We start from the raw sequence: 25,521 nt of genomic DNA on the forward strand, positions 1-25,521 counted from the left end.
GCTTCATGCATTGACCGGCGCCATCATAGCGTCACTGCAATCCATACTACTAAAAATCGTGACGCACCTTCCCCTGAATTTCCCTTCACGCGATGCGAGGCATATCGAACGAAGCGCTTCGGTAATGCCTGGAAATGCGCCATCAAATTGCCTATTCTTTTTTGCGGGCGCAGAAGAGGGCACGCATGCCCCGCCGCGCACTACGAGAACGCAACAAGAACGATTTGGGAGACTGACATGGCCGGTTTTTCCCGTACCTCGCTCGTTCCGCTCATTGTTGCATTCGGGGCTTTCGGAAGCGTGACATCGCCCGGAGCGGGCGCCGCGGACGAAATCAAGAACGCCGACACGACGCAGGCCTCGCCAGTGCCGGCTTCGCTGCGACCCATCTCGCAGCAGCAGCTCGACGGCGCGGCGGGCGACACAGCCTCGTGGCTGCACTCGAACGGCTCGTATGCGGAAACGCGTTATGCGCCCGCAACGCAGATCAACACGTCGAACGTGGCGAAGCTGAAGCCCGCCTTCATCTTCCAGACCGCGGTGATGGAATCGATGGAAACCGCGCCGATCGTCTCGAACGGCGTGATGTTCCTCACCACGTCGTACAACCATGTCTATGCGATAGACGCGGTCACCGGCAAGGAGTTCTGGCATTACAAGCACAAGATGGGGCCGGTCACGACCTTCTGCTGCGGGCCGAACAATCGCGGCGTCGCGATCTCCGGCAACCGTCTCTTCATGGGCACGCTCGATTCGAAGCTCGTCGCGCTCGACGCGAAGACGGGCAACGTGCTGTGGTCGACGCAGATCGCCGATCCCGAGCTCGGGTATTCGGAGACGATGGCGCCGGTCGTCGTCGAGGACAAGGTGCTAATCGGCACGAACGGCGGCGAATACGGCATACGCGGCTTCGTGAAGGCCTTCGACGCGAACTCCGGCCAACTGCTGTGGACGTTCTACACGATTCCCGATACCGGAAGCGAAGGCGTGTGGGCCGAGAACGATGCCGTCGGCCGCAACATGAAGCGCGACATCGCGGCCGAGAAAAAGACGCTCGCGGAGATGGGCGGCGACTTCAACAAGACGCTCGGCGGCGGCGTATGGATGGCGCCCGCGATCGATCGTCAGACACGCACGGTGTACTTCGTGGTCGGCAATCCGTCGCCGGACCTCTATGGCGCGATTCGCCCCGGCGACAATCTCTATACCGATTCGCTCGTCGCAATCGAGCTCGATACGGGCAAGTACAAGTGGCACTACCAGTACATCGCGCACGACGTGTGGGATCTCGACGCGGTCAGCCCGCCGATCCTCGCCGATGTGAAGGACAAGAACGGGCAGATGATTCCCGGCGTGATCCACGGCGGCAAGACCGGCTTCGTCTATGTGCACGACCGCCGCGACGGACGCCTGATCCGCGTGTCGGAAGCGATGATTCCGCAGGAAGGCGTCTGGACGCTGCCGACGCCGGCCGGCGCGCGCATGCTGCCGGGCGCGAACGGCGGCGTCGAATGGTCGCCGATGGCCTTCAGTCCGAAGACGCGCCTCGCCTACGCGGCCAACCTGCATCAGCCGATGACGTATCAGGTCGAGGAAGCGTCGTATCCCGGCGGCAAGCTGTGGCTGGGCGGCGCGTTCAAGGTGATTCCGTCCGAGCAGCAATGGGGCAGGCTCGTCGCGGTGAACGTCGATACCGGCAAGATCGCGTGGGGCTACAAGACGGATCAGCCGCTGATCGGCGGCGTGCTCGCGACGGCGGGCGGGCTCGTCTTCAACGGCGAAGGCAATGGCCTGTTCCGCGCCTTCGACGCCGCCAGCGGCCGCAAGCTCTGGGAGTTTCAGTGCGGCGCGGGCGTCAATGCGCCGGCGGTCTCATACATGGTGAACGGCAAGCAGTACATCGCGGTGGCGGCCGGCGGCAATACGCAACTCGACTTCAAGCGCGGCAACAGCCTGCTCGTGTTCGCGCTGCCTTGAGATGATGACGCGCTCGAAACGCGTGCGCGTATGGCTGGTGTACGCGCTGTGGATCGTTGCGTGCCTGCTGCTGTCGCTGCCGTCGTTCTCTCGCGCGGATGCGCAGGCGGGAGCGGCCAAGGCCGCCGTCTGCACGACGTGTCACGGGCTGGCGGGCAACTCGACCACGGGTGACTATCCGTCGCTCGCGGGGCAGACGTCGCGCTACATCTATCTGGAACTGCGCGACTTCAAGGCGGGCCGCCGCAGCGACCCGCGCATGTCGCCGATGGCCGCGAATCTCTCGCCCGATGACATGCACGACCTCGCTGACTATTTCGCCGCGCAAAAACCCGTCGCCACCGACTTCAAGGCGGACCCGGTGAAGGTCGCGGCGGGCAGGAAGAAGTCGGAGGAGATTCTCTGCACGATGTGCCATCTCGGCGGCTTCTCGGGGCAGAACGAGATCCCGCGCGTGGCGGGGCAGCAGTACGCGTACATCGTCAAGCAGCTGCAGGACTATCGCGCGAAAAAGCGCACCAACGACGCGGGCAACATGACGAGCGTGTCGAAGAATCTGTCGGACGAGGACATCGAGAATCTGGCGAACTACATCGCCAATCTGCAATGACGCTTCACGAAGGCGGCCATAACGATGACAAGAACCCTTCGCTGCACCTTGCTCGCACTGGCTTTGTCGATGACGCTCCCGTGCGCGGCCGCGCATGCGGAACAAGATGCCTACACCCTCAAAGAACGATTGCTGGGCGCCGCGCGCGACGGCGATCAGACGGCCGTCACGCGCCTGCTCGATGAAGGCGCGGCGATCGATTCGCGCAACCGGATCGGCGACACGCCGCTCATCAGCGCGTGCAAGAAAGGCTTGACGCCGCTGGCGCGCATGCTGATCGAGCGCGGCGCCAACGTGAGCCAGGCCGATGTGCAGGGCATCACGCCGCTCATGGCCACGGCGTTCGACGGCAACGACGAAATCGCCGCGCTGCTGCTCGCGCATCACGCGGACGTCACGGCGACCGACCGCGTCGGCAAGACCGCGATGGAGTACGCGGCCGGGCGCGGGCATACGGCCGTCGTGAAACGTCTGCTCGATGCGGGCGTCGATGTGAACGCCGCCTATCGCAATCATCTGACCGCGCTCATGTGGGCGGCGGGCTACGATCAGGAAGAGACGGCGTCGATGCTGCTCGCGCGCGGCGCGAAACGCGACCTGCGCGACGATCGCGGCATGACCGCGAAGGACATCGCCGAGCGGACCGGCTCGGCGCGCGTGGCGTCGTTGCTGTCGAAAGGGTGACGTCGCCGGATCAGGCTTTCAGGATGCGCTGTGCAAGCCTCTGGCCGCCCGCCTCCGGAAAGAGCGTCGCGCCGACGCGCTGCGGATCGAGCCCGAAGGTCTCGCCCGCCGCGCCGGCGATCACGGCGTCGAGCCCGATGGTCGGCCTGAGATCGCGCGCCTGATACAGCGATGCATTCGCGAGCCCCGGCCAGTCCGCCAGCACGCGCCCGCCCGCCACGGCGCCGCCGACGATCATCGCCGCCGACGCCGTGCCGTGATCCGTGCCGCCCGTGCCGTTCGCCGCCGCCGTGCGGCCGAACTCGGTCGCGACCAGCACCGTGGTGTTCGCCCAATGAACGCCCAGGCCGTCGCGCAGGGCGGCGAGCATCGTGTCGAGCGCCTTCAGTTGGGCGGCGAGGCGCGGGTTCTGCGCGCTGTGGGTGTCCCAGCCGCCGGTTTCGATCATCGCGATGCGCGGGCCGTCCGGCTTGCTCAGAAAGCCCGCCGCGAGCTTGCCGAGGCTCGCCGGGTCCTGGCGCGCGCCCGCATCGGCGGCGAGGCCGCGCGTCTGCATCGCGGCGTCCCATAGCGGATGGAGCTGCGCATCGCCCGCATAGAGCTGCGAGACTCGCATGATGAGATCGTCGGGCGCCTGGGGCAGCGACGACGGCGCATACGAGGTCACTTCCGCGCGGCCGCGCAGGGCGAGCGGCACGGTCGGCGCGAACGCGACGGCATCGGCATTCGGGTTTGCGCTCAGTGCGGGCAGCATCGCGAGCAGGCGGTTCATCCAGCCGTCCTTCAGCCGATACGGGGCATTACCGCCGGTTTCGAGCACGTTCTGACCATCGAAGTGCGAGCGCTCGCGATACGGCGAGGCGACCGCGTGCACCAACAGCGCCTGCTTGTCGCGATACATCTGCGCGGCCGCCTTGAGCGACGGGTGCAGCGCGAACGTGCCGTCGAGCTTCGAGGCCGTCGCGGCATCGATCGCGAGCGGCCCGCGCAGCGCCGCGTAAGCCGGATCGCCGTAAGGCACGACGATGTTCAGGCCATCGGCCGCGCCGCGCTGGATCACGAACACGAAGCGGCGGTCGGTCGCGGCGGATGCGAGGACGAGTTGCGGCGCGACGAGCATCGCGCCGGCGCTCGCGCCCGCGCACCAGAGAAACCTGCGACGCGTGAGCATGGATTCATCTCCTCAGGAAATCGGGCGAAACGAGCAGCAGGGCGAGCGCGGTCGGCGCGCTTTCGGCGCGCGAGACGGCGCTGGCGGTGGCGTCCGACAGCGAGCCCGCGAGCAGTTGCGGGCCGAGCGCGCGGGCATCGAGCGTGTCGCCGGCGGATTGGGCGAAACGGGCGGCGAAGCGCTGCGCGAGCTCGACGCGGCGCACCAGCGCATCGGGCGCGGCCCAGCTCGCGGCGACGTCGTCGTAACCGGCGGGCGAGCCGGGGCGCCAGACCTGCTGGCCCAGCTGCGTGAGCAGCGGCGCGGCGCGCACGCCCTGCAGGTCGGTGCGGCCGAGCCCGCGCAGGGACGAGATCGTCCAGTCCCACGGCGTCTTGAACTTGGCGGGCGCGCTCGACCAGGCTTCGGGCGCATCGACGAGCGCGCGATAAACCGAAGGCAGATCGCCGCCGGTGTCGCCGAAGACGTTCGCGAGCCGATCGACGAGCGCGGGCGGCGGCGTATCCGCGACGAAATGGCGCGCGAGCTTCTCTGCGACGTGATGCGCCGTTGCGCGCGCGTCCGCCAGATCGTGCAGCACGGCGAGCGGCTGCGCTTCGTCCGCCTGCGCGTACTGCCTGCCGATTACGGTGCGCACGCCCGGTTCGTGCAGGCGCGGGCGAAACACGAACTGCCCGGGCGGCGTGGGATCGCCGGGATTTTTGCCCGCGTTCGGGCCCATCGCGCCGAGGCTCCAGCCGGTGAGGGCGCGCGCGAACTCGGTCACGTCCGCCTGCGTGTAGCCGCTGCGCACGCCGAGCGTATGCAGCTCCATGATCTCGCGGGCGAGGTTTTCGTTGAGGCCGCGCTTGTTACCGGGATCGCGCATCGCGGCGCGTTCGGCCGCGGGGCTGTCCGGCCCGACGGAGCGCGCCTGATCCAGAAAGATCTGCATCGCCGGATGCCGCTCGGCGGCCACCAGCATGTCCTCGAAGCGCCCGAGCACGTGCGGGCGGATCGCCTCGTTCTCGAACGATCCCGCGAGCATCGCGACGGGCGGCTTCTCGACCGACACCGCGAAGTGGTTCGCCCAGAAATGCACCAGGCGTTCGATGAAGGGCGTGTTCGTGGTGAGCGCGCTGGTCACGCGCGCATCGACGGCGTCGCGGTAGATGTCGCGGATCTGCTCGCCGTATTGCTTGCGCACGGCGGGCTTGTCGGCGTCGCTCGCCTCGCGCAGGGCGCGCTGGCGCTCGGCGAACTGCGCGGCGAGCGCGGCGCTCGACGGCTGGCCGCTCAATGCCGGCGGCAGCGGCTGATAGGCGCCCTGGCGCGGATCGGCCTGCCCGGCGAGCCAGCCGCGCGGATCGACCGGAAGCGGCTCGCCCGGCCGTGCGCCGAGCCCGAAGCGGTTCACCGCGATCGCGGCGGGCGAGAGTTGTGGCGCGGTGGCCATGTCCTTCTCCAGATTGCTCAGGGACGATGCATGGTTAAACGTCGGAGCGGGCGCAATCCGTCGCTCGAATCCGTCATTGCGATTGCTGCGGGCGCTCTTCGGGCGGAACCGCGCGCAGCGGGCCGTAACGCTCCATCGCGCCGACGAGCTTCAGGCGTTCTTCGGGCGTGAGCGTCGCCGCGAAATCCGCGACCGTGCCTTCGATGCGCGCGCGCAGCGTGACATCCGCCTCGCGCGTGCGGGCGAGGGCATCGTCGAGCGCCTTGCGGTCGAACTCCGGCGCCGCGAGGCGATGCGCGAGATCGATGCGCCCGTCGCGCGCCGCGCGTATCAGCGGCAGGCTTTCGCGGCGGGTCCTGCGTAACGCTTCGCGCAGTTGCCGCTGACGCTCGGGAGAGAGATCGGCGGCGGCGAAGCGGATGCCGCGCTGCTGCGCAGCTTCGGTGCGCTTCTGCGCGAGCGGTCCGGACAGCCAGTAAGCGCCGCCCGCGATCGACCCGATCAGGAACACATTGAGCACGAGCGACACCGCCGCGAGCGTCTTCAGCGTGCATGGACTCATTGATCGCTCCAGTCGGAAGGGGCACCGCCGAAGGCCGTGCCGGAATAGGATTGCTCGAACCAGCCGTGCGGGTTGTCGGCCGGCGCGGGGGCCGGCGCGAGCAGTGAAACCAGCAGCGCGCCCGCCGCGACACCCGCCGCGCCCGCGCCGACGAAGCCCACGCCCGAGAACCAGATGCGCGGCTGCCGCCAGAACGCGCGCTCCGGCTTCGTCGGCGCCGAATCGACGATGCGCCGCGCGAGCTCCGGGTCCGGCGCCGCGACCGCGTGGGCGTCGAGCATGCCGTCGAGGGCGCGGGCTTCCGCGAGCGCGGCGAGCGCGCGCGCGTCGCCCGCCGCGACGAGCGCGAGCGCCGCGTCGCGCTCCTGCGCGGGCCAGCGTTCCGGCGAAGCGCCGTAGGCCTCGGTGATGTGGCGGAATCGTTCGGGTGTCATCGGTGTTCCTTCGGTGCGTCGTCGCCGGGCTTCGCGAGATCCGCGAGCGCGGTTCTGAGATTGCGGCGCGCGCGGGCGAGCAGGCTTTCGAGCGCTTCGACGCTCACGCCCATCAGCCCGGCCGCCTCCGCGTTCGGCAGTTCCTGGTAGTACTGCAGCACGAGCGCCTCGCGCTGGCGCGCGGGCAGCTTCGCGAGCGCCGCCGCGATGCGCGCGTTCGCATGAGCCGCCGCGATCCGCTCGTCGGGTAGCGGCGCGGCATCTTCCTGCTCGGGCAACGCATCGGACGCGGTCGTCTCGCGATGGCGGCGCAGGCGGTCGTAGCAGAGATTGAGCGTCACGCGATGCAGCCAGGTATCGAAGCGCGCGGAGCCGGGGCGCCACTTCGGCGCGATTTTCCAGATGCGCAGGAACGCTTCCTGAGCCACGTCGTCGGCCTCGTCACGGTCGCCGAGCATGCGCGCCGCGAGCGCGACGATGCGCGGGAGCTTGCGCGCGACGATCTCGCGGACGGCTCCCGGTTCCCGATTGCCGACGCGGGCAATGAGCGCGGTATCCGGATCTTCTTCGTTCAATGTGTTGTCGGGTCTCGTTGCGCATCTCGGACTGCTTGCTCGCGGGCGCGCGGGTTTCCGCTTACGTCCGCATCCTCAGTAAACGACGACCGGCCCGCGATAGTAGACCGGGTGCGCCGGATACACGACGCAGCCGGCGAGCGTCACGGCGAGGAGCGCCGCGGCGAGCAATGCCTTCAGCATGATGGGCCGCCTCGTTTCGATTGTGTGAGTGCGCCGCCGGGCCCAGTTTTCGGCTTGACTTCATGCCGGCTGCGGCGGCGCGGGTCTCCCGCTCAGGAACTCAGGCCCAGTGTCCTTCGACCCAGCGCCAGTTCGGTCCGCGCTGGACCCAGTGCCCCGGCACCCAGCGATACCCCGCGCGCACCGGCCGCCAGTGGCCCGGAGCCCAGACATAGCGGCCGCGATCCCAGCGCCAGTGGCCCGGATCCCACGCATAGCCCGCGCGCGGCGGCGGAGGCGGCTCGACGCGCGGCGGCGGCGGCGCGGACGGCGTGATGATGACGGCCTGCGCGTGCGCAGGGCTGCTGTGCAAGGCGGCGAACGAAACTGCTACGACCGGTGCGAGAACGGCTGCGGAAAGCGCCGCGCGCAGCGGCGAACGTGTTCTTGTCATGATTCGTCCCGTCGATTGAAGGTTGCGACGAGAACTTGAACGGTGCAGCGAGGGAAATTCCGTCGTCCGGCGCGTCAGTAATTTGTAACGAGGTTTTACGCGATTCGGTCAGGCGAACGCGTCCAGGCCGTCGACGAGACGGCTGGCGAGGCGCGGCTGCCGCAATTGCTCGATCCACCATTGCAGCGCGCGGCCTTCGTGATCGCCGCGCCAGGCCACGTACAGCACGTTCGGCTCGCGCGGATCGGCGGTTTCCTTCTCGACGAGTTCGCCGCGCGCGAGCAGCGTTGCCACGCGATGGCGCGGCACCCAGCCGCTGCCGAGCCCCTGCCGCTGCGCGAGGATCTTCGCGCGCATGCTCGGGACCGCCAGCGCCGCCTGACCGCCGAGCACGCCATATGCGCGCCCGGCCGAGCGCGACGAATCCGCCACGACCACCGCCCGATGCGCGGCGATCTGCTCGCGCTTGAGCGGCCCGTTCGCCTTCGCGAGCGGATGGCGCGGCGACACCGCGAACACCCATTGCATGACGCCCAGCTCGAACCACCGCAGGCCGGGAATCGCGGGCGGTTCGTTGGTCGCGCCTACGATGAGATCGGCGCGACCGTCGCGCAAGGCTTCCCAGGTGCCGCTCAGCACTTCGTGCGTGATGCGCAGCGAGACGCCGGACTCGAGCGCATCGAAGGTTTGCACCACCGGCAGGAGCGTCTCGAACTCGAGGATTTCGTCGCAGACGATCCACAGCCGGTCCTCCCAGCCGCTCGCGATCTGCTTGACGCGCTGCGTGAGACGCGAGACGTCGAGCATCAGACGGGCGGCTTCGTCGGCGAGCAGGTGGCCCGCGGGCGTCAGTTGCAGCCGGTATCGGCGCCGGTCGAAGAGCAGCGCGTCGAAGCGCGTTTCCAGTTGCCGCGCGGCATGCGACACCGTGGACGGCGCCTTGCCGAGCCGCGCCGCCGCGCGCGACAGGCTGCCGGTTTCGCGGATCGCGTCGAGCAGGGACAGTTCTTCCTCGGACAACATGTTCGACTCCATCGAACGAGTTCATCGGCGGAATCGTACGGCAAAAGCGGTGCGGCGGTCGAACATGAGCGTCATCGAGTCAACCGATCCTTCGATGGAGCAGAACGATGAACGCTTTCCTTCACACGATGCGGCGCGCAGCCGGCGCGCTTCTGGCCGCCGCCGCCCTGCAACCGTCCGCGCATGCCGCGAACGCGCCGCGCGCGCCGCAACCGGTCGCCGCCGCGAGCGCGATCCAGTCCCGCACGATCGACGCGAACGGCGTCGAACTGCGCTATCTGCAGGCGGGACAGGGCGACGCGACGCCCGTCGTGCTGCTGCACGGCTACACGGAAACGAGCCATATGTGGCAGCCGCTCATGACGCGCCTCGCGGGCGAGCGCGTCGTGCTGGCTCCCGACCTGCCGGGCGCGGGCGGCTCGGCGATGCCGGCTTCCGGCTACGACAAGAAGACTCTGGCGCAGGACATTCACGCGATGGTGCGCGCATTGGGTTATCGCAAGGTGAAGCTCGTCGGGCACGACATCGGCCTGATGGTCGCGTATGCGTACGCGGCGCAATACCCCGATGAAGTGGAAAGCATCGTGCTGATGGACGCGTTTCTGCCCGGCGTCGGCGACTGGCAGAAGGTCTGGCTGTTACGCGACAAGTGGCACTTCAACTTCTACGGTGACACGCCCGAGAAGCTCGTGCGCGGCCGTGAGCGGATCTTCTTCGAGCACTTCTGGAACGACTTCGCCGCCGATCCGGCGCATTCGGTGAGCGAGGCCGATCGCCGCTACTATTCGGCGCAATATGCGCGCGGCGGACGCATGCGCGCGGGCTTCGAGTATTTCCATGCGTTCCCGCAGGACGCGCAGGATTTCGCCGAATTCGCGAAGACGCCGCTCACGATGCCGATGCTCGTCCTCACGGGCGAGCGTGCCTCGGGCACGTTCCTGATCGATCAGGCGAAGCTCGTCGCGACGAACGTGCAGGGCGTCGTCGTGCCGGGCGCGGGGCACTGGCTGATGGAGGAAGCGCCGGATGCGACCATGGCGCAGCTCGTGCGCTTCATCGACGCGCCTTCATCCAGCTGATCAAACGAATCGAAGCCGTGGCGCGTGCCTTGCGCATGCGCAACGGCGGCTCAGGAGAATCGGAATGGGACTTCTCGTCGACGGGAAATGGCAGGACAAATGGTATGACACGGCGTCCACGGGCGGGCGGTTCGTGCGTAAGGAGGCGGCGTTCCGCAACTGGGTGACGCCCGACGGCGAGGGCGGCTTCCGCGCCGAGGCGGGGCGCTATCACCTGTACGTGGGCCTCGCGTGCCCGTGGGCGCATCGCACGCTCATCATGCGGGCGCTGAAGGGCCTGGAAGAGATGATCGACGTATCGGTCGTCCACTGGCTGATGCTGGAAAACGGCTGGACGTTCGCGGACGGCCCGGGCGTCGTGCCCGATATGATCAACGGCGCGCGCTTCCTGCATCAGGTCTACACGGCTGCCGACCCGCATTACACGGGCCGCGTGACCGTGCCGATCCTGTGGGACAAGCGGCGCGGGACGATCGTGAGCAACGAGTCGTCGGAGATCATCCGCATGCTGAATTCGGCGTTCGACGGCATCGGCGCCAAACCCGGCGATTACTATCCGCCCGAGCTGCGCGCAGAGATCGACGCGCTCAACGCGCGCATCTACGACACGCTCAACAACGGCGTCTACAAGGCGGGCTTCGCGACGACGCAAGCCGCGTACGAGGAAGCGGTGATGCCGCTCTTCGACACGCTCGACTTTCTCGAAGCACGCCTGGGCACGCGCCGCTACCTCGCCGGAGAGCGATTCACGGAAGCCGACATCCGGCTTTTCACGACGCTCGTGCGCTTCGATGCGGTGTACGTCGGGCACTTCAAGTGCAACCTGCGGCGCATCGCGGACTATCCGAATCTCTCGAACTATGTGCGCGAGATTTACCGGATGCCGGGCGTCGCGGATACGGTGAACTTCGAGCACATCAAGCGGCATTACTACGAGAGCCACCGCACGATCAATCCGACGGGCATCGTGCCCGCCGGACCGGTGCTCGATTTCGACGCGTCCTAGTCGTACTTGTAGACGCCGTGGTTCGTCTTGCGCCCGAGCCGCCCGGCCGCGACCAGCTCGCGCAGCAGCGGGCACGCGCGATACTTCGAATCGCCGAAGTCCTTGAGGAAGACGTCCATCACCGAGAGGCACACGTCGAGGCCGATCAGGTCCGCGAGCGCGAGCGGGCCGATCGGGTGATTCGCGCCGAGCTTCATGCCCGCGTCGATTTCCTCGGCGCTCGCGACGCCCTCGTAGAGCACGAAGAACGCTTCGTTGATCATCGGCACGAGAATGCGGTTGACGACGAAGCCCGGCGAGTTGCGCACGCCGATCGGCGACTTGTCCAGCTTTTCGGTGAGCTCGCGCACGGCGGCGGCGGTGGCGTCGCTCGTCTGCACGCCGCGAATCACTTCGACCAGTTGCAGGAGCGGCACCGGATTGAAGAAGTGCATGCCGATGAAGCGCTCGGGCGTGGCGAGCGTCGCGGCGAGTGCGGTGATCGAAATCGACGACGTGTTCGACGCGATGATCGCATCCGGGCGCGCCGCTTCCTCGATCTGCTTGAGGATGCGGTTCTTGAGCTCGGCGTTCTCGGTCGCGGCCTCGATCACGATGTCGGCTTCCACGAGACGCCCGTAGTCGGTCGAAGTCTCGATGCGGCCGAGCGCCGCGTCGCGCGCCGACGCCTCGAGCTTGTCCTTCGACACGAGCCGCTCCAGGCTGCCGGTGAGCGCGGCGATGCCCTTCGCGAGCGCGGCGTCGGTGACGTCGATCAGCACGACCTTGAAGCCCGCGACGGCCGCGACCTGCGCGATGCCGTTGCCCATGGTTCCCGCGCCGACGATGCCGACGGTCTGAATGTTCATGCTTTGCTCCTCCTCAATCTGCGCCGGCGCGAGCCGCCGGCAAGCCGGAAATGGTCGAAAGCGCCCGAGGCGCGTCCAGGCATCGATTCTAACCAGCGATGCGGGCCGCCACGTTAGCCGAATGCCGTCAAGTCTTTCGGCGTGAGGCCGTATTCATGACAAAAGGCAAGATAACGGTCCCAGCCGCTCTTCCAGTTCTCCGCCGCGATAACGTGCCCGCTGTCGTTCACGAAGAGCAGTTCGCCCTGAATGATGTTGAGCGTGACGATGTCCGCGCCGGCGGAATCCGCGGGCAGCGCCTCGGGCGTGTGGCTCGATCCGGCGGTCTCGTACACGATGCTGCCCGGCTCCGCGATCCAGTCGTGCTCGCGATACTTCCAGCGCCCCTGCACCGTATAGACGATGACCGTGCCGGTGTGGCGATGCCGCGGCATCTGTCCTTTCGCCGGCGCCTTCATGAGCGCGATGGTCTCGCCGCGAATCGGATCGAGCTTGAAGTACTTGACGAGCACGCGCTCGCTGTAAGGCGCGAAGGGCACCCACGGCAGGTCCGCGTCGTTGAGGCACGTGGTTTGGATCTGTTCGAACAGCATGATGTCGGCTCCTTGCGCTGAGACGCCTATTCTAGGCACCGATCGCAGGCTTGGCGGACCCGCAGCGGCATCAGCCTGCCGCCGGATGCTGTGGGATAATCGCGCTCTTGCCCAACAGCGCAGCTCAAGAGGTTGTTTGCACGGGCGCGAAAGGGCCTTTATCCTCGTGGCCCGCTTTTTATCCGCGATATTTCCAGAGCAACCCACGATGCCCACATACCGTTCCAAAACCTCCACCGCCGGCCGCAACATGGCGGGGGCGCGCTCCCTCTGGCGCGCCACCGGCATGAAAGACGAAGACTTCACGAAGCCGATCATCGCGGTGGTCAATTCGTTCACCCAGTTCGTGCCCGGACACGTGCACCTGAAGGATCTGGGGCAGCTCGTCGCGCGCGAGATCGAGGCCGCGGGCGGCGTGGCCAAGGAATTCAACACCATCGCGGTCGACGACGGCATCGCGATGGGCCACGACGGCATGCTGTATTCGCTGCCGAGCCGCGACATCATCGCGGATTCGGTGGAGTACATGGTCAACGCGCACTGCGCCGACGCCATGGTGTGCATCTCCAATTGCGACAAGATCACGCCCGGGATGCTGATGGCCGCGATGCGCCTGGACATCCCGGTGATCTTCGTCTCCGGCGGCCCGATGGAAGCCGGCAAGACGCGCCTCGCCAATCCGGTCACCAAGGCGATGGAGTTCAAGAAGCTCGATCTGGTGGACGCGATGGTGATCGCCGCCGACCAGACCTATTCCGACGCCGAAGTGGCCGAGGTCGAGCGTTCCGCCTGCCCGACCTGCGGTTCGTGCTCGGGCATGTTCACGGCCAATTCGATGAACTGCCTCACCGAGGCGCTCGGCCTGTCGCTGCCCGGCAACGGCACGGTGGTCGCGACGCACGCGGACCGCGAGCAGCTCTTCAAGCGCGCGGGCCGCAGCATCGTCGAGCTGGCGCGCCGCTATTACGAGCAGGAGGACGCGCGCGTGCTGCCGCGCGCGGTGGGCTTCAAGGCGTTCGAGAACGCGATGACGCTCGACATCGCCATGGGCGGCTCGACCAACACCATCCTCCACTTGCTGGCGATCGCGCGGGAAGCCGGGATCGACTTCACCATGGCCGACATCGACCGCCTCTCGCGCACGGTGCCGCAGCTGTGCAAGGTCGCGCCGAACACCAACAAGTACCACATCGAGGACGTGCATCGCGCGGGCGGCATCATGGCGATCCTGGGCGAGCTGGATCGCGCGGGCAAGCTGCACACGGACGTTCCCACGGTGCACGCGCCGACCCTCAGGGACGCGCTCGACCAGTGGGACATCGTGCGCACCGACGACGAAGCCGTCAGGACCTTCTACATGGCAGGCCCCGCCGGCGTTCCGACGCAGGTCGCCTTCAGTCAGAGCGCGCGCTGGCCGAGCCTCGACACCGATCGCGCCGAAGGCTGCATCCGCTCTTACGAGCACGCGTTTTCGAAGGAAGGCGGCCTTGCCGTGCTGACGGGCAACATCGCGCGCGACGGCTGCGTGGTGAAGACCGCGGGCGTGGACGAGAGCATCCTCGTGTTCGAGGGCACGGCGCACGTCACCGAATCGCAGGACGAGGCGGTGGAGAACATCCTCAACGACAAGGTCAAGGCGGGCGACGTGGTGATCGTGCGCTACGAAGGTCCGAAGGGCGGCCCCGGCATGCAGGAAATGCTGTATCCGACGAGCTACATCAAGTCGAAGGGATTGGGCAAGGCCTGCGCGCTACTGACGGACGGACGCTTCTCGGGCGGCACGTCGGGTCTCTCGATCGGTCACTGCTCGCCCGAGGCGGCGGCGGGCGGCGCGATCGGCCTGGTGCGCGATGGCGACAGGATCCGCATCGACATTCCCAATCGCACGATCGACGTGCTGGTGAGCGACGAGGAGCTGGCGCGCCGCCGCGAAGAGCAGAACGCCAAGGGATGGAAGCCCGCGAAGCCGCGTCCGCGCAAGGTGTCGGCGGCGCTGAAGGCTTACGCGAAGCTGGTCATGTCGGCGGACAAGGGCGCGGTGCGCGATTTGTCCTTGCTGGATGATTGATGCCGGCGAGCCGGTGCAGTGCGGGTTGTAGTGAAAAGCCGCTCCCTTGGGAGCGGTTTTTTTTCGGCTGCGCTAGCCAGAGCGACGGTTTCGCGGGCGACTCCCGGTTCCCGCCCCCCCCTGATCTTTACGTCTCGCTTTCGGATTTGTCGCTCTATGGCTGACGATTAGGATGACAGAAAATTGAACTCCTTCGACGCTATGCGCAACTCTTCCGGTTCGAAAACGCGCTCAACTATAAAAAATGCAAGTCGCATCGTTCCATGCGGGAAAATAAGGATTCCGACTTTATGACGAATGATCCCGGACTGACTGCGTTGATCAGCATCGCACGATTCCACGGGATCGCGATGGACGGCGCTTAGCTCAAGCATCAAGCGGCGACCGTCACAGGCTACTTCACCGGCAAGGAGTTGGCTCTCGCGGCCCGTAGTCCCGGACTGAAGGCGCGTATCGTACCGATGCGTTCGGCGACACTCGGCGAGATGCCACTCCCGGCGCTTGTGCTCGATCGCCACGGACGCCATTTCGTATTCGCCAAAACCGACGGCAAGACTGCGCTGATCCTCGAACCGGGCATGCTTCCGCCGGTGGTCAAGCCTCTGGAAGAAGTCGTGTCGCGTAGCAAGGGGTGCATGCTCTTGTTCGCATCGCGCGCCTCGCTTGCGGGTGATTCCAGTGGACGCACGCGTATCACGCGCCGTTCTATCTGCTCGCGGCGGGGCCGATCGTTTCGACCATCGCGTTGCTCTGGGTCAGGGACGGCTTGTCCGCGGAGCCGAGATAACGAACGTCAATGCCGCGCCGATCTGCGCAATCGCGATGCGCGCGGCCTTGCGCACTTCCGGATCGCCGTCCGTGAGCGCGGCTTCGAGGACGGCGAGCGCATCGGTATTGCCGAGTTCGCCGAGCGCGAGCGCGGCTTCCTTGCGCACGTTGCTGATCGGATAGGTCAGCAGTTCTGCTACCGCGTGCGTGCTTGCGGCATCGCGCAGGCGTCCCAGCGCGCGCGCCGCTTGCAGCGTCACTTGCCAGTAGTCGTCGGCGAGCGCGGCTTCGAGCGCCACGCGCGCTGCCACGAGCCGCAGCTTGCCGAGCGTCGCCGCGGCTTCTTCACGCACGCGCCATTCGTCGTCGGCGAGTGCGTGCTTCAAGGTGTCGAGCACGCTGTCGTCGGTGGCGAAGCCGAGTGCCCCGACGGCCGCGTGACGCACCTCGGTGGACTCATCCGCGCGCGCGAGTTGCGTCAGTTGCGGCAACGCGTTCGCATGACGCAACCAGCCCAGCACGCCGACCGCCTCGCGACGCACGAGCGGCGACGCATCCGCCAGCGCATCGAGCGCGGGCCCAGCCGCCTTCGAGAGGCGCAATTCACGCAAGGCGCGCAGCAGCGATGCGCGCGTGAACGAATCGGCGCCGGCGAGATGCGGCAGCAGGCGTTCGCCGGCAGCGGGATCTTTCAGCGTCGTGAGACTCTCGGCGGCGGCTTCACGCGTGCCTGTGTGAGTATCGGCGAGGGCGGCGCACAGCGCGTCGACGACTTCATCCGTGTCCCATGCGCCGAGGCGTTGCGCAGCCGTGCGGCGGACATCGGCGTCGGCGTCGTGACGCAGCAGGTCGGCGATCGCGGGCAGCCACGCTTCATCTTCGAGATCCGCGGCTTCGATCACGGCGAGGCGGCGCACGGCGGCGTCGGTGTCGGTGAGCCGGGCGGCGAGGGCGTCGTCGGTGACGTCGTCGAAAAGCGGATTGGCGCGGCCCGAGGCGAAAGATATTGGCGTCATGAAACGGTTTGAACGGAGTGTGGGATGTCATTGCCTGCCGTCGCGGTCTTCGACGTCGCAGGCGTGGCGGCAGGCTGGTGCCGCAGCAGCGCGAGGCAACGGCGCTTCAAGGCGACGAATGCCGGCTCCGTGACGAGGTCGCGGGTCTCGCCGCGCTCGCGCGGCCGCGCGAACGGCACGCGCAATTCTTCGAACACCGTGCCGGGGCTCTGACTCATCACCAGGATGCGGTCGGCAAGAAACAATGCCTCGTCGATGTCGTGCGTGACGAACACGACAGTCGGCCGCCGCTCGCTCCATACGGCGAGCAGAAGCGACTGCATCATCGCGCGGGTTTGCGCGTCGAGCGCGCCGAACGGCTCGTCCATCAACAGGACGCGCGGCTCGTTGAGCATCGCGCGCGCGATCTCCGCGCGCTGCTGCATGCCGCCCGACAATTGCGCGGGATAGCTGTGCGCGAATGCGCCGAGCCCGACGCGCTCGAGCAGCGCCTGCGCAGCCCGCTGCCGCTCGCGCTTGCCGACGCCGCGCATCTTCAGGCCGAACGCGACGTTGTCCAGCGTCTTGCGCCACGGCAGCAGCGTGTGCTGCTGGAAGACCATGCCGCGCTCGGGATGCGGTCCGTCGATCGGCCGGCCATCGAGCAAGGCGCGGCCTGCGATTGCTGCAACATGCCCCGCCAGGGCGGCGAGCAGCGTGGACTTGCCGCAGCCGGACGGACCGAGAATGCAGACGAATTCGCCCGGTTCGATCACCGCGTTCACATCGCGCACGGCGGTGAAAGCGCGCGGGCCGTCGCCCAGCGTGATGGTCAGGGCTTCGAGATCGATGCGGCCCGCGCCGACTCGCGATTCGCGCGGACTCATCGGCGCCTCCCCGCGGCGAGCCACGGCGTGAGCCGCCGACCCGCGATGCGCACGAGCGCGCTGCTGCCCATTCCCAGCAGGCCGATCAGCAACATGCCGACGACGACATCGGGATAACGCTGCACCGTGTACGACTGCCACGTGTAGTAGCCGATGCCGAATTGCCCCGAGATCATCTCGGCGGTGACGAGACAGAACCACGACGTGCCCATGCCGATCGCGAGACCGGTGACGATCGCGGGCGCGGCGCCCGGCAGGACCACTTCGCGCAGGATCACGCGATTGCTCGCACCGAGGCTGCGCGCGGCCGACACGAGGCGCGGCTCCGCGCCTTCGACGCCGTGGATCGTGCCGAGCAGGATCGGAAAGAACGCGCCGGTGAAGGTGATGAAGATCATCGACATTTCGGATGAGGGAAACATCAGGATCGCGAGCGGAATCCACGCGACGGCGGGAATCGGCCGCAGGACTTCGAGCGGCGTGAGCAGCGCGAGGCGCGTCCATTGCGAGCGTCCGATGGCGAGCCCGAGCCCGACGCCGGCGACGGCCGCCGCGACATAGCCCGCCGCGATGCGCCGAACGCTGCTCGCCAGGTCCGAGATGAGCTTCGGCGAGCGCACGAGATCGACGATGGCCGAAAGCGTGTCGGCAGGCGTCGGCACGTTCTCGAAGGTGACGAGCCCGAGGTTCCAGTGGCGCGTCGTCGCGAGATGCCAGAGCAGCAGGCACAGCGCGAGCGACGCCCACTGCACGCCTGCGCGCGCGCCGCGGGAATGCAGCAGCGATGGAGTGGAAAGTGCGAGCGTCGCCATGGCTGCCTCAGCGGTTGGCGAGCGCGGTCGGCTGGCGCGCGGCGGCGAAGTCGAGCACCTGTGCGCCATGCGCGTTCGCCCAGACCTCTGCGCGGTCCTTCAGCAGGAATGCGTTCAACTGGCCGTCGGCGCTCCTGGCGAACCATGCCTGATCGCCAAGCAGCTTGATGCCGCTCTCGCGATCCTGCGCATAGAACGCGCGCACCTGCTTGCCGTCGCGTTCGAGCGTGCCGAGTTCGCGCACGGCCTCTTCCGGCGATGCATAGCTGCGCACCTTGGCCTCGCCGCGCACCCAGATTTGCGCCACGCGATCGGTCTTCGCGATCGGCTTGCCGGTCAGCGCATCGTTCGCCGCGAGCGGCGTCTGCGCGTAATTGCGCAGCGCGGCTTCGTAGTCGAGATGCTCGGCCTTGAACGCGGCGCGCAGGTAACTATCGTCGATGAAGGTATTCGCGTTCAGATCGCCGTCGGCGCGCTTGAGCAGCTTGAGCGTATCGAACGAAGTCTGCACCGCACGGCGGTACTCGGGCTTCCAGGTGAGATCGCGCGTCTGCAAGCCGAGCGGGCCGTGGAACAGGTAGTCCACTTCGGGCTCGATGCCCGTGACCTTCGCGATCAACTCGCTGTACTTCTCGGGTTGGGCCGCGAGCAGGCGATTCGCTTCGATCACCGCGCGCAGATAGGCGACGACGACCTCCGGATACTTCTGCGCGTACGCCTTCTCCACGAGCGCGCCATGCAGCGTCGCCGCGCCCGCCTGCGAGCCGTCGTAGATCTTGCGCGCGAAGCCGCGGTAGGGGAACAGTTCCGCGAACGGAACGAAGTCGGCATGCGCGTCGATCTTGTGCGTCTGCAGCGCGGGACCGGCCACTTCCGGCGCCTGCGTGACGATGTTCACATCGCGCTCCGGATCCCACCCTTGTGCCGCGACGGCGCGCAGCAGCATGCCGTGCGCGGTCGATGCGAAGGGCACCGAAATCGTCTTGCCCTTGAGATCGGCGATGGATTGCGCGGGCGAATCCGTCGGCACGACGATGCCGTTGCCGCTGCCGTGCACGCTTCCCGAGAGCACGCTGATGAAGATGCTGCCCTTGCCCGCCTTCTGATGGGCGACGCCGTTCAGCACGCCGGGGAAATCCGCCATCGAGCCGAAGTCGAGCTTGCCGGCGACCATTTCGTTGGTGATGGGCGCGCCGCTCGTGAAGTTCTTCCACTGAATGTCGTACTGCGCGTCCTTGTACTTGCCGTCGTGCGGCAGATACTTTTCGAGCAGATGCAGCTCGCGGATCAACGCGCCGCCCGCCGCCGTGTTGATGGTGGTGTCCTGCGTGCCGATGGCCACGCGGATCGTCTCCGCGTGCGCCGCGCCCGCGAAGAGCGCGGCCGCGAGGGCCGGCAATAGCGTTCGTTTCATGAGGCGTGGGTCCTTGTCAGCGAAGAAGGTAGGGAATGTCGACGTGCACGGCATTGGTCGGACAGTCGCGTTCGCAGGGCATGCAGTACCAGCATTCGTCGAACTTCATGAAGGCCTTGCCGGTGTCGGGATCGATCGCGAGCAGGTCCATCGGACAGACGTCGATGCAGACCGTGCAGCCCTTGTCGGCAATGCACTTGTCCTCGTCGATCATGACGGGAAGGCTCGAGCGCAGACGCGCTTCGCGGGGCACGAGGGCCATGTCCTTGTTCTCCTATGCAGCCACGGGCTGCGATGTGCGAGCCACGCGCAGGCGCGAATACGCGCCGCGCTCGGACTCGTCGACGGGAACCACATACGGCTCCACGGGTTTCCGGAACGACGTCATGCGTCCCGCCGCATCCTTCCTGAGATGCGCGTGGCAGAACCATTCTTCGTCGTTGCGTTCGGGAAAATCGACGCGATGGTGATACAGCCCCCAACGGCTCTCCGTGCGATACAGCGAGGCGCGCGCGGCCATCTCGGCGCAATCGAGAATCGCGGCGACTTCGGCGGCGCGCATCAGTTCGTGCGGGTCGGCGGCGCCCAGACGTTCGACGTCCTCGCGGATCTCGGCGAAGCGTTGCAGGCCGATCTCCATGCGCCGCGTGACCTTCGGCGGCTGGAGATAGTCGTTCACGAAGCGGCGCAGCTTGTATTCGACTTGCGCGGGCGGCAGGCCGCGTTGACGCGAAAGCGGCGCGAGCACGCGCTCACGTTCCTTCTCGACCTGCGAAGCATCGAGCGCGGGCAGCGCGCGGCCCGCGACATGTCCGGCTGCGTTCTCGCCGGCGAACCATCCGTAAGTGAACGCGCCCAGCATGTAGTTGTGCGGCACGGCGGCCATGTCGCCCGCGGCGTAAAGCCCCTGCACCGATGTGCGCGCGTGCTCGTCCACCCACACCCCGGATGCGCTGTGGCCGCTGCAAAAGCCGATCTCGGAGATATGCATCTCGATCATGCGCGTGCGGTAGTCGTTGCCGCGGCGCGCGTGAAAGCGTCCGCGGCTCGGGCGCTCGTTGGTGTGCAGGATCGTCTCGATGGTCTGGATGGTTTCCTCGGCGAGATGATCGAGCTTGAGGAACACCGGGCCGTTGCCGCTCTGGAGCTCCTGGTAGAACTCCCACATCATCTGTCCGCTCCAGTAATCGCATTCGATGAAGCGCTCGCCACGCCCGTTGGCCGTGTAGCCGCCGAGCGGCCCCGTCACGTAGGCGCAGGCCGGGCCGTTGTAGTCCTTGATGAGCGGATTGATCTGGAAGCATTCGAGATTCGCGAGCTCCGCGCCGGCGTGATACGCCATCGCGTAGCCGTCGCCGGCGTTGGTCGGATTCTCGTAGGTGCCCATGAGATAGCCCGATGCGGGCAGGCCCAGACGTCCGGCCGCGCCGCAGCAGAGGATCACCGCCCTGGCGCGGATCACGTAGAAGTCGGCGCTGCGGCAATCGAAGCCCATCACGCCGGCGATCTCGCCCTGCGCGCCCGTCAGGAGCCGCGTGGCGACGACGCGATTCGTGATCTCGACCCGCGCACGCTTCAACTGGCGATAGAGCACCTTCTTGACGTCGTGGCCCTCGGGCATGGGCAGCACGTACGCGCCCATGTGATGCACCTTGCGCACCGCGTAGTCGCCCGTGTGATCCTTCTCGAACTTCACGCCCCAGCGGTCGAGCTCCTCGATGGTCTTGAAGCTGTGCCGCGCATAGGCGTAGATGGCGGCCTGATTGACGATGCCGTCGTTGGCCACGGTGATTTCCTTCGTGTACTGCTCGGGCGTGGCGTGTCCGGGAATGATGGCGTTGTTGAGTCCGTCCATGCCCATCGAGATCGCGCCGCTGCGCTTCACGTGCGCCTTGTCGAGGAGCAGCACGCGCAGCCTCGGGTCGCGCTGCTTCGCCTTGATCGCGGCCATCGGACCGGCCGTGCCGCCGCCAACGACGACGATGTCGTATTCGAGTTCGTGGGTTTGCATGATCTGGTGGCGCAACGCACAGCCGCAGGCTTTCGTGCCGTGCGTTCGATGCGCCGCTTGTTATGACAAGTCAGGACCAGATTCTAGAAGCGCGCGAATCGCGATGGAATCAATTGTTTTTGCTTTGCTTGTGCCTGCTGCGAATAACGCGCGCCGGTTCGTGCGCGCCGTTCGCCGGCGGGCGTTCCCGGTCGATGCGCAGACGATACTGGAACGTGTCGCCGCGGAAATAGAGGTATTCGAAGTCGACCGGCTGGCCGTCGGCGTCGTGCGTGAGCCGCTCGATGCGCAGGAGCGGCGCGCCTTTCTTTACATCCAGCCCGTCGGCGATGGCCGCTGGCGCCGCGATGGCGTCGATGGCGAGGTCCGCGTGGCCGAGCGGCACGGCGCAGTCGTTTTCCAGGATCAGGAAGATGTCGCGTGTCGCCAGTTCCACGCGCTTGAGCTGCCGGCCGAGGGCTTCGGGAAGAAAGGTGACTTCGTATGAAACGGGCTGGCGATTGAGCAGCCGCACGCGATGAATCTCGGCGACGTCGCTGCCAGCGGCGAGGCCCAGCCTGGCGGCGACCTCGTCGGGCGCGGGCGCGAAGCGGAAGTGCACCACGCGATTCACGATCTCGTGCCCGCTCTCCGACATCGCTTCGGCGAACCCCTGCAGCGAGGTCACGTTCTGGAACGCCTTCGGTTGCGAGACGAACGAACCCTTGCCGTGCACCTTGAAGATGAGCCCTTCCTTCTGCAGATCGCCGAGCGCCTGACGGATCGTGATGCGACTGACATCGAACATCGCCTGAAGCTCGCTCTCCGAGGGCATGCGGCTGTGCGGCGGATAGCGGCCGTCGAGAATGCCCGCGCGCAACGTGTCCTTAATCTGCGCATAGAGCGGAATGTGCGAATCGGGCGAGACGGCGGGGCGACGGGTCGGCATGGAGGAGGACGGGAAGGCGGGCGGTTCCGGGCATTTGAACGCGGAGTGCTGCGATTATAGCGGCGCGCGCGGATCGCATCGCCATAAAGAAATGACGAAATATTGGTTAGCGGCCGTCCGGCGCTGACCGAGAATGAAGCCTGATCGATTCACGTCGCAGCGAGGAACGAAAATGAGCGAGCGCAGCGCGGCACATGCATGGGGAGCGGCTTCGTCGCTATCGTCCGTCACGCTCGTCACCGTGCCTGGCCTTTACGGCAGCGAGGACGCGCACTGGCAGACCTGGCTCGAGCGCGAGATGCCGTTCGCCCGGCGGGTGGAGCAGCGCGACTGGGACGCGCCTCATCTCGACACCTGGAGCGATGCCGTGCGCGACGTGCTCGCGAGCGTCGAGGGTCCCGTCGTGCTGGCCGCGCACAGCTTCGGCTGTCTGGCGACGGCGCATGCGCTGTCGCACGCCAGGGTCGGCGCGGCGCCTTCGCACGGCGCGCGCGTGAAGGGCGTGCTGTTCGTCGCGCCGGCGAGTCCCGCGAAGTTCCGTTTCGCGGGCGCGTTCAGCGCGCGTCGTCTCGATACGCTCTCGCTCGTCGTCGGGAGCGAGACGGATCCGTGGATGCCGCTCGACGAAGCGCGCACGCTGGCGCAGCGCTGGAACAGCGCGTTCGTGAATCTGGGGAAGGCGGGGCATATCAACACGGCGTCGGGGTTCGGGCCGTGGCCGCTCGCGCGGCACTTCGTCGAAACGCTCGCGCGGCGCGCTGCGCCCGAATACGATGAAGAGGATGCGGAGGTGGAGCGACGCGCGTACGGATGACGCCGCGTCACGAAGAGCGTGATGCATGAATGGCCGCCTTCGAGCGGCCTTTGTTCGTTGTGCGGTTTTCGTTCCCTGTCACTGGAGAAAAAATGGCGGTACATAAGAAGCTGTTGATCAACGCTGCAATCGGAATCGCGGGCATGGCGGCCGGCATCGCGCATGCGGACACCACGCTGCTCAACGTCTCGTACGACGTGACGCGCGAGCTCTACAAGGACATCGATTCCGCGTTCGTCGCGGACTACGGGAAGAAAACCGGTGAAACGGTTTCCGTGCGGCAGTCGCATGGGGCATCGAGCGCGCAGGCGCTGTCGGTGACGCAGGGCCTGCAGGCCGACGTCGTGACGATGAACCAGCCCAACGACATCGACCTGCTCGCCGAGCGCGGACAACTCGTGCCCGCCAACTGGCGCAGCCGCCTGCCCGATTCGAGCGCGCCGTACACGACGACGATGGTGTTCCTCGTCCACAAGGGCAATCCGAAGCACATCAAGGACTGGAGCGACCTCGCGCGGCCCGGCGTGCAAGTGGTGATCGCCAATCCGAAGACCTCGGGCAATGGCCGATACGCGTATCTGGCGGCGTGGGGCTTCAGGAAGCGGCAGGGCGCGACCGACGCTCAGGCGCAGGACTTCGAGAAGGCGCTCTTCAAGAACGTGCCGGTGCTCGATGCGGGCGGCCGGGGCGCGACGACGACCTTCACGCAGCGCGGCATCGGCGATGTGCTCGTCACCTTCGAGAACGAAGTCGGGCTGATGAGCGCGGGGCCCGGCGCGAAGCATTTCGAGGCAGTCTATCCGTCGGTGAGCCTGCTGGCCGAGCCGCCGGTTTCCATCGTCGACAAGGTGGTGGACAAGCGTGGCACGCGCAAGGAAGCGCAGGCTTATCTCGACTTCCTGTACACGCCCGCCGCGCAGGAGATCATCGCGCAGCATCATTTGCGCCCGCGCGATGCCGCCGTGCTGGCCAAGCATGCGAGCGAGTTCAAGCCGCTCAAGACGTTCACCGTCGAGCAGGTGTTCGGCAGCTGGCAGAAGGCGCAGCAGGCGCACTTCGCGGATGGCGGGACGTTCGATCAGGTTGTCGCGGACAAGAATTGAGCGCGGACCGTTCCGGGCGGGCTGACGAGCGCCGCCCGGGTGCTCACCTTGCGTTGCGCGGGGCCTGGATCATCTTCCAGCCGTTGCCCGCGGGGTCGCGGAAGCCCGCGTCGACGCTGCCGAAGCGATCGACCGGCTCCTGCGTGAATTCCACGCCCTTCGCCTTGAGCCGCTCGTAGCTCGCGCGGCAGTCGCTCACCGAGAGCACGAGCGGCGGCATCGCGCCCTTGGCGACCATCGCGCGCAGGGTTTGCGCGGTGGCCTCGTCGTGGATGGGCGGCCCGGGCGCAAACAGGCCGAGCTGGAACGAGGGCTGATCCGGATGCTGGACCGTGAGCCATCGGTAGGATCCGTTGCGCACGTCCGTGTGCACGCGAAAGCCTAGTCTATCGACGTAGAACGCAAGCGCTTCGTCCTGATCGTCGACATACAGGCCCACCACACTGATACCGTCGTTCATGTCGCCTCCGTGGTTGATGGCCGGACTTTATCCTTCCGCGCGCGGCGGCGCTTCTCCAAAACTGCGATCGTGAGGTCGGGGCGCTGCGCGGCCTTCAGGACGCAGGCGGGCACGCGGTCGAGCGGGGGCGTGTCGGCGCGTGCCTCGGACCGCATCGCGCCGGGGCTGCGGCCGGTGATGTCGCGGAAGATGCGCCCGAAGGTGCCGAGGCTCTCCCAGCCGGTGGCGAAGGCGATTTCCGTGATGCTGAGATCGGTGTCGCGCAGCAGGGTCATCGCTTGCTCGATGCGCCTCGTCAGCAGATAGCGATGCGGCGGGATGCCGAAGGCCCGCTTGAAGGAGCGCGCGAAATGGGCTTCGGAAACGCCGCTGACCCCGGCCAGGCGCATGACGGGCCAGGCTTCGTGCGAGGCCGCATCCATGCGGTCCTTGGCGCGCAGCAGGCGGCGCAGGAGGGCCGGATCTTCAAGGGCGCCGTCGGCGGACGAGTCTTTGCGATGAGGCATGAGTTCGAAGGGCGGACGTGTGCGAGTAGTGTAGGCCCGGAAACGCTGCGTGAAACGGAACCGTGCATATCCGAGATCGCGGCGATTCCACGAAGAAGCGCCCGCCGCATCCCTCATACGCTACACCCTTGCATTCCCTCGT

At 67.0% G+C, this 25,521-nt stretch carries 26 protein-coding genes; 8 read left to right on the forward strand and 18 right to left on the reverse strand.

From position 1 onward, the window contains the following. Positions 1–237 precede the first annotated feature (237 nt). The 3 genes from AWB83_RS12010 to AWB83_RS12020 are packed head-to-tail and all read left to right on the forward strand — an operon-like array spanning position 238 to position 3,271. A complete protein-coding gene (locus AWB83_RS12010; protein WP_087045481.1) occupies positions 238–1,977 on the forward strand; it encodes a pyrroloquinoline quinone-dependent dehydrogenase in 1,740 nt (579 codons plus the stop codon). A 1-nt stretch (position 1,978) separates the two neighbouring features. Next, positions 1,979–2,587, forward strand: a complete 609-nt coding sequence (locus AWB83_RS12015; protein ID WP_087045483.1) for a c-type cytochrome — start codon at positions 1,979–1,981, stop codon at positions 2,585–2,587. Between the two features lie 24 nt (positions 2,588–2,611). After that, positions 2,612–3,271 carry an ankyrin repeat domain-containing protein gene (locus AWB83_RS12020; RefSeq protein ID WP_087045485.1) on the forward strand — a complete coding sequence of 220 codons (660 nt, stop codon included), beginning with the start codon at positions 2,612–2,614 and terminating at the stop codon, positions 3,269–3,271. 10 nt (positions 3,272–3,281) lie between these two features. Here AWB83_RS12020 and AWB83_RS12025 read toward each other — a convergent pair whose 3' ends face one another. The 7 genes from AWB83_RS12025 to AWB83_RS12055 all read right to left on the reverse strand — a co-directional run bounded on the left by AWB83_RS12025 (position 3,282) and on the right by AWB83_RS12055 (position 9,087). Then, positions 3,282–4,442: a DUF1501 domain-containing protein gene (locus AWB83_RS12025; protein WP_087045487.1), complete on the reverse strand. Its 1,161-nt coding sequence runs from the start codon at positions 4,440–4,442 to the stop codon at positions 3,282–3,284. A gap of 4 nt (positions 4,443–4,446) precedes the next feature. Then, positions 4,447–5,877, reverse strand: a complete 1,431-nt coding sequence (locus AWB83_RS12030; protein ID WP_087045489.1) for a DUF1800 domain-containing protein — start codon at positions 5,875–5,877, stop codon at positions 4,447–4,449. Between the two features lie 73 nt (positions 5,878–5,950). Next, positions 5,951–6,439: a periplasmic heavy metal sensor gene (locus AWB83_RS12035; protein WP_087045491.1), complete on the reverse strand. Its 489-nt coding sequence runs from the start codon at positions 6,437–6,439 to the stop codon at positions 5,951–5,953. Continuing rightward, complete coding sequence (locus tag AWB83_RS12040) at positions 6,436–6,873, reverse strand: hypothetical protein (RefSeq protein ID WP_087045493.1); 438 nt, start codon at positions 6,871–6,873, stop codon at positions 6,436–6,438. Before AWB83_RS12040 ends, AWB83_RS12035 begins: the two co-directional genes overlap by 4 nt. Further along, positions 6,870–7,448 (reverse strand): RNA polymerase sigma factor, encoded by a 579-nt coding sequence (locus AWB83_RS12045; RefSeq protein WP_087045497.1) that lies wholly within the window; start codon positions 7,446–7,448, stop codon positions 6,870–6,872. Before AWB83_RS12045 ends, AWB83_RS12040 begins: the two co-directional genes overlap by 4 nt. A 283-nt stretch (positions 7,449–7,731) precedes the next feature. Continuing rightward, positions 7,732–8,064 carry a YXWGXW repeat-containing protein gene (locus AWB83_RS12050; RefSeq protein WP_087045499.1) on the reverse strand — a complete coding sequence of 111 codons (333 nt, stop codon included), beginning with the start codon at positions 8,062–8,064 and terminating at the stop codon, positions 7,732–7,734. Between the two features lie 108 nt (positions 8,065–8,172). Next, positions 8,173–9,087 (reverse strand): LysR family transcriptional regulator, encoded by a 915-nt coding sequence (locus AWB83_RS12055; protein ID WP_087045588.1) that lies wholly within the window; start codon positions 9,085–9,087, stop codon positions 8,173–8,175. Positions 9,088–9,194: 107 nt separating this feature from the next. Between AWB83_RS12055 and AWB83_RS12060 the strand changes: the two genes are divergently transcribed. After that, positions 9,195–10,166, forward strand: a complete 972-nt coding sequence (locus AWB83_RS12060) for an alpha/beta fold hydrolase (RefSeq protein WP_087045501.1) — start codon at positions 9,195–9,197, stop codon at positions 10,164–10,166. 64 nt (positions 10,167–10,230) lie between these two features. Continuing rightward, positions 10,231–11,172, forward strand: coding sequence for a glutathione S-transferase family protein (locus AWB83_RS12065; RefSeq protein ID WP_087045503.1), 942 nt, complete (start codon positions 10,231–10,233; stop codon positions 11,170–11,172). On the opposite strand, the gene AWB83_RS12070 is transcribed toward AWB83_RS12065, so the two are convergent. Then, a complete protein-coding gene (locus AWB83_RS12070; protein ID WP_087045504.1) occupies positions 11,169–12,020 on the reverse strand; it encodes a 3-hydroxybutyryl-CoA dehydrogenase in 852 nt (283 codons plus the stop codon). The two genes, AWB83_RS12065 and AWB83_RS12070, sit on opposite strands and share 4 nt — an antisense overlap. A 113-nt stretch (positions 12,021–12,133) precedes the next feature. Next, complete coding sequence (locus AWB83_RS12075; RefSeq protein WP_087045506.1) at positions 12,134–12,613, reverse strand: 2,4'-dihydroxyacetophenone dioxygenase family protein; 480 nt, start codon at positions 12,611–12,613, stop codon at positions 12,134–12,136. 208 nt (positions 12,614–12,821) lie between these two features. Between AWB83_RS12075 and ilvD the strand changes: the two genes are divergently transcribed. Then, entirely contained in the window at positions 12,822–14,681 is a 1,860-nt protein-coding gene (gene ilvD, locus AWB83_RS12080; protein ID WP_087045508.1) for a dihydroxy-acid dehydratase, read from the forward strand. Between the two features lie 755 nt (positions 14,682–15,436). Here the strand turns inward: ilvD and AWB83_RS12090 are convergent. The 7 genes from AWB83_RS12090 to AWB83_RS12120 all read right to left on the reverse strand — a co-directional run bounded on the left by AWB83_RS12090 (position 15,437) and on the right by AWB83_RS12120 (position 22,496). After that, positions 15,437–16,465 (reverse strand): HEAT repeat domain-containing protein, encoded by a 1,029-nt coding sequence (locus AWB83_RS12090; RefSeq protein WP_087045512.1) that lies wholly within the window; start codon positions 16,463–16,465, stop codon positions 15,437–15,439. Continuing rightward, complete coding sequence (locus AWB83_RS12095; protein ID WP_087045589.1) at positions 16,462–17,331, reverse strand: ABC transporter ATP-binding protein; 870 nt, start codon at positions 17,329–17,331, stop codon at positions 16,462–16,464. Before AWB83_RS12095 ends, AWB83_RS12090 begins: the two co-directional genes overlap by 4 nt. Continuing rightward, positions 17,328–18,143, reverse strand: coding sequence for an ABC transporter permease (locus tag AWB83_RS12100; RefSeq protein ID WP_208636743.1), 816 nt, complete (start codon positions 18,141–18,143; stop codon positions 17,328–17,330). Before AWB83_RS12100 ends, AWB83_RS12095 begins: the two co-directional genes overlap by 4 nt. Positions 18,144–18,150: 7 nt before the next feature. Further along, the gene (locus AWB83_RS12105; protein WP_087045514.1) at positions 18,151–19,557 is read right to left on the reverse strand and encodes an ABC transporter substrate-binding protein; all 1,407 of its coding nucleotides are present in this window, start codon (positions 19,555–19,557) and stop codon (positions 18,151–18,153) included. A gap of 16 nt (positions 19,558–19,573) precedes the next feature. Then, a complete protein-coding gene (locus tag AWB83_RS12110) occupies positions 19,574–19,819 on the reverse strand; it encodes a 4Fe-4S dicluster domain-containing protein (protein ID WP_061148611.1) in 246 nt (81 codons plus the stop codon). A gap of 12 nt (positions 19,820–19,831) precedes the next feature. Then, a complete protein-coding gene (locus tag AWB83_RS12115) occupies positions 19,832–21,568 on the reverse strand; it encodes a fumarate reductase/succinate dehydrogenase flavoprotein subunit (protein ID WP_087045593.1) in 1,737 nt (578 codons plus the stop codon). Positions 21,569–21,677: 109 nt separating this feature from the next. Then, positions 21,678–22,496, reverse strand: a complete 819-nt coding sequence (locus tag AWB83_RS12120) for a GntR family transcriptional regulator (RefSeq protein WP_087045516.1) — start codon at positions 22,494–22,496, stop codon at positions 21,678–21,680. 172 nt (positions 22,497–22,668) lie between these two features. Between AWB83_RS12120 and AWB83_RS12125 the strand changes: the two genes are divergently transcribed. Both AWB83_RS12125 and AWB83_RS12130 read left to right on the forward strand, forming a co-directional pair. Continuing rightward, on the forward strand, positions 22,669–23,310 hold the full coding sequence (locus AWB83_RS12125; RefSeq protein WP_087045519.1) for an RBBP9/YdeN family alpha/beta hydrolase: 642 nt from the start codon (positions 22,669–22,671) through the stop codon (positions 23,308–23,310). Positions 23,311–23,453: 143 nt separating this feature from the next. Beyond that, on the forward strand, positions 23,454–24,413 hold the full coding sequence (locus AWB83_RS12130; RefSeq protein WP_374729102.1) for a sulfate ABC transporter substrate-binding protein: 960 nt from the start codon (positions 23,454–23,456) through the stop codon (positions 24,411–24,413). A 43-nt stretch (positions 24,414–24,456) separates the two neighbouring features. On the opposite strand, the gene AWB83_RS12135 is transcribed toward AWB83_RS12130, so the two are convergent. Further along, a complete protein-coding gene (locus tag AWB83_RS12135) occupies positions 24,457–24,873 on the reverse strand; it encodes a VOC family protein (protein ID WP_087045521.1) in 417 nt (138 codons plus the stop codon). Then, entirely contained in the window at positions 24,870–25,379 is a 510-nt protein-coding gene (locus AWB83_RS12140) for a helix-turn-helix transcriptional regulator (RefSeq protein WP_087045523.1), read from the reverse strand. Before AWB83_RS12140 ends, AWB83_RS12135 begins: the two co-directional genes overlap by 4 nt. Positions 25,380–25,521 lie beyond the last annotated feature (142 nt).

The organism is Caballeronia ptereochthonis (genome assembly GCF_001545075.1).
Lineage (GTDB): Bacteria > Pseudomonadota > Gammaproteobacteria > Burkholderiales > Burkholderiaceae > Caballeronia > Caballeronia ptereochthonis.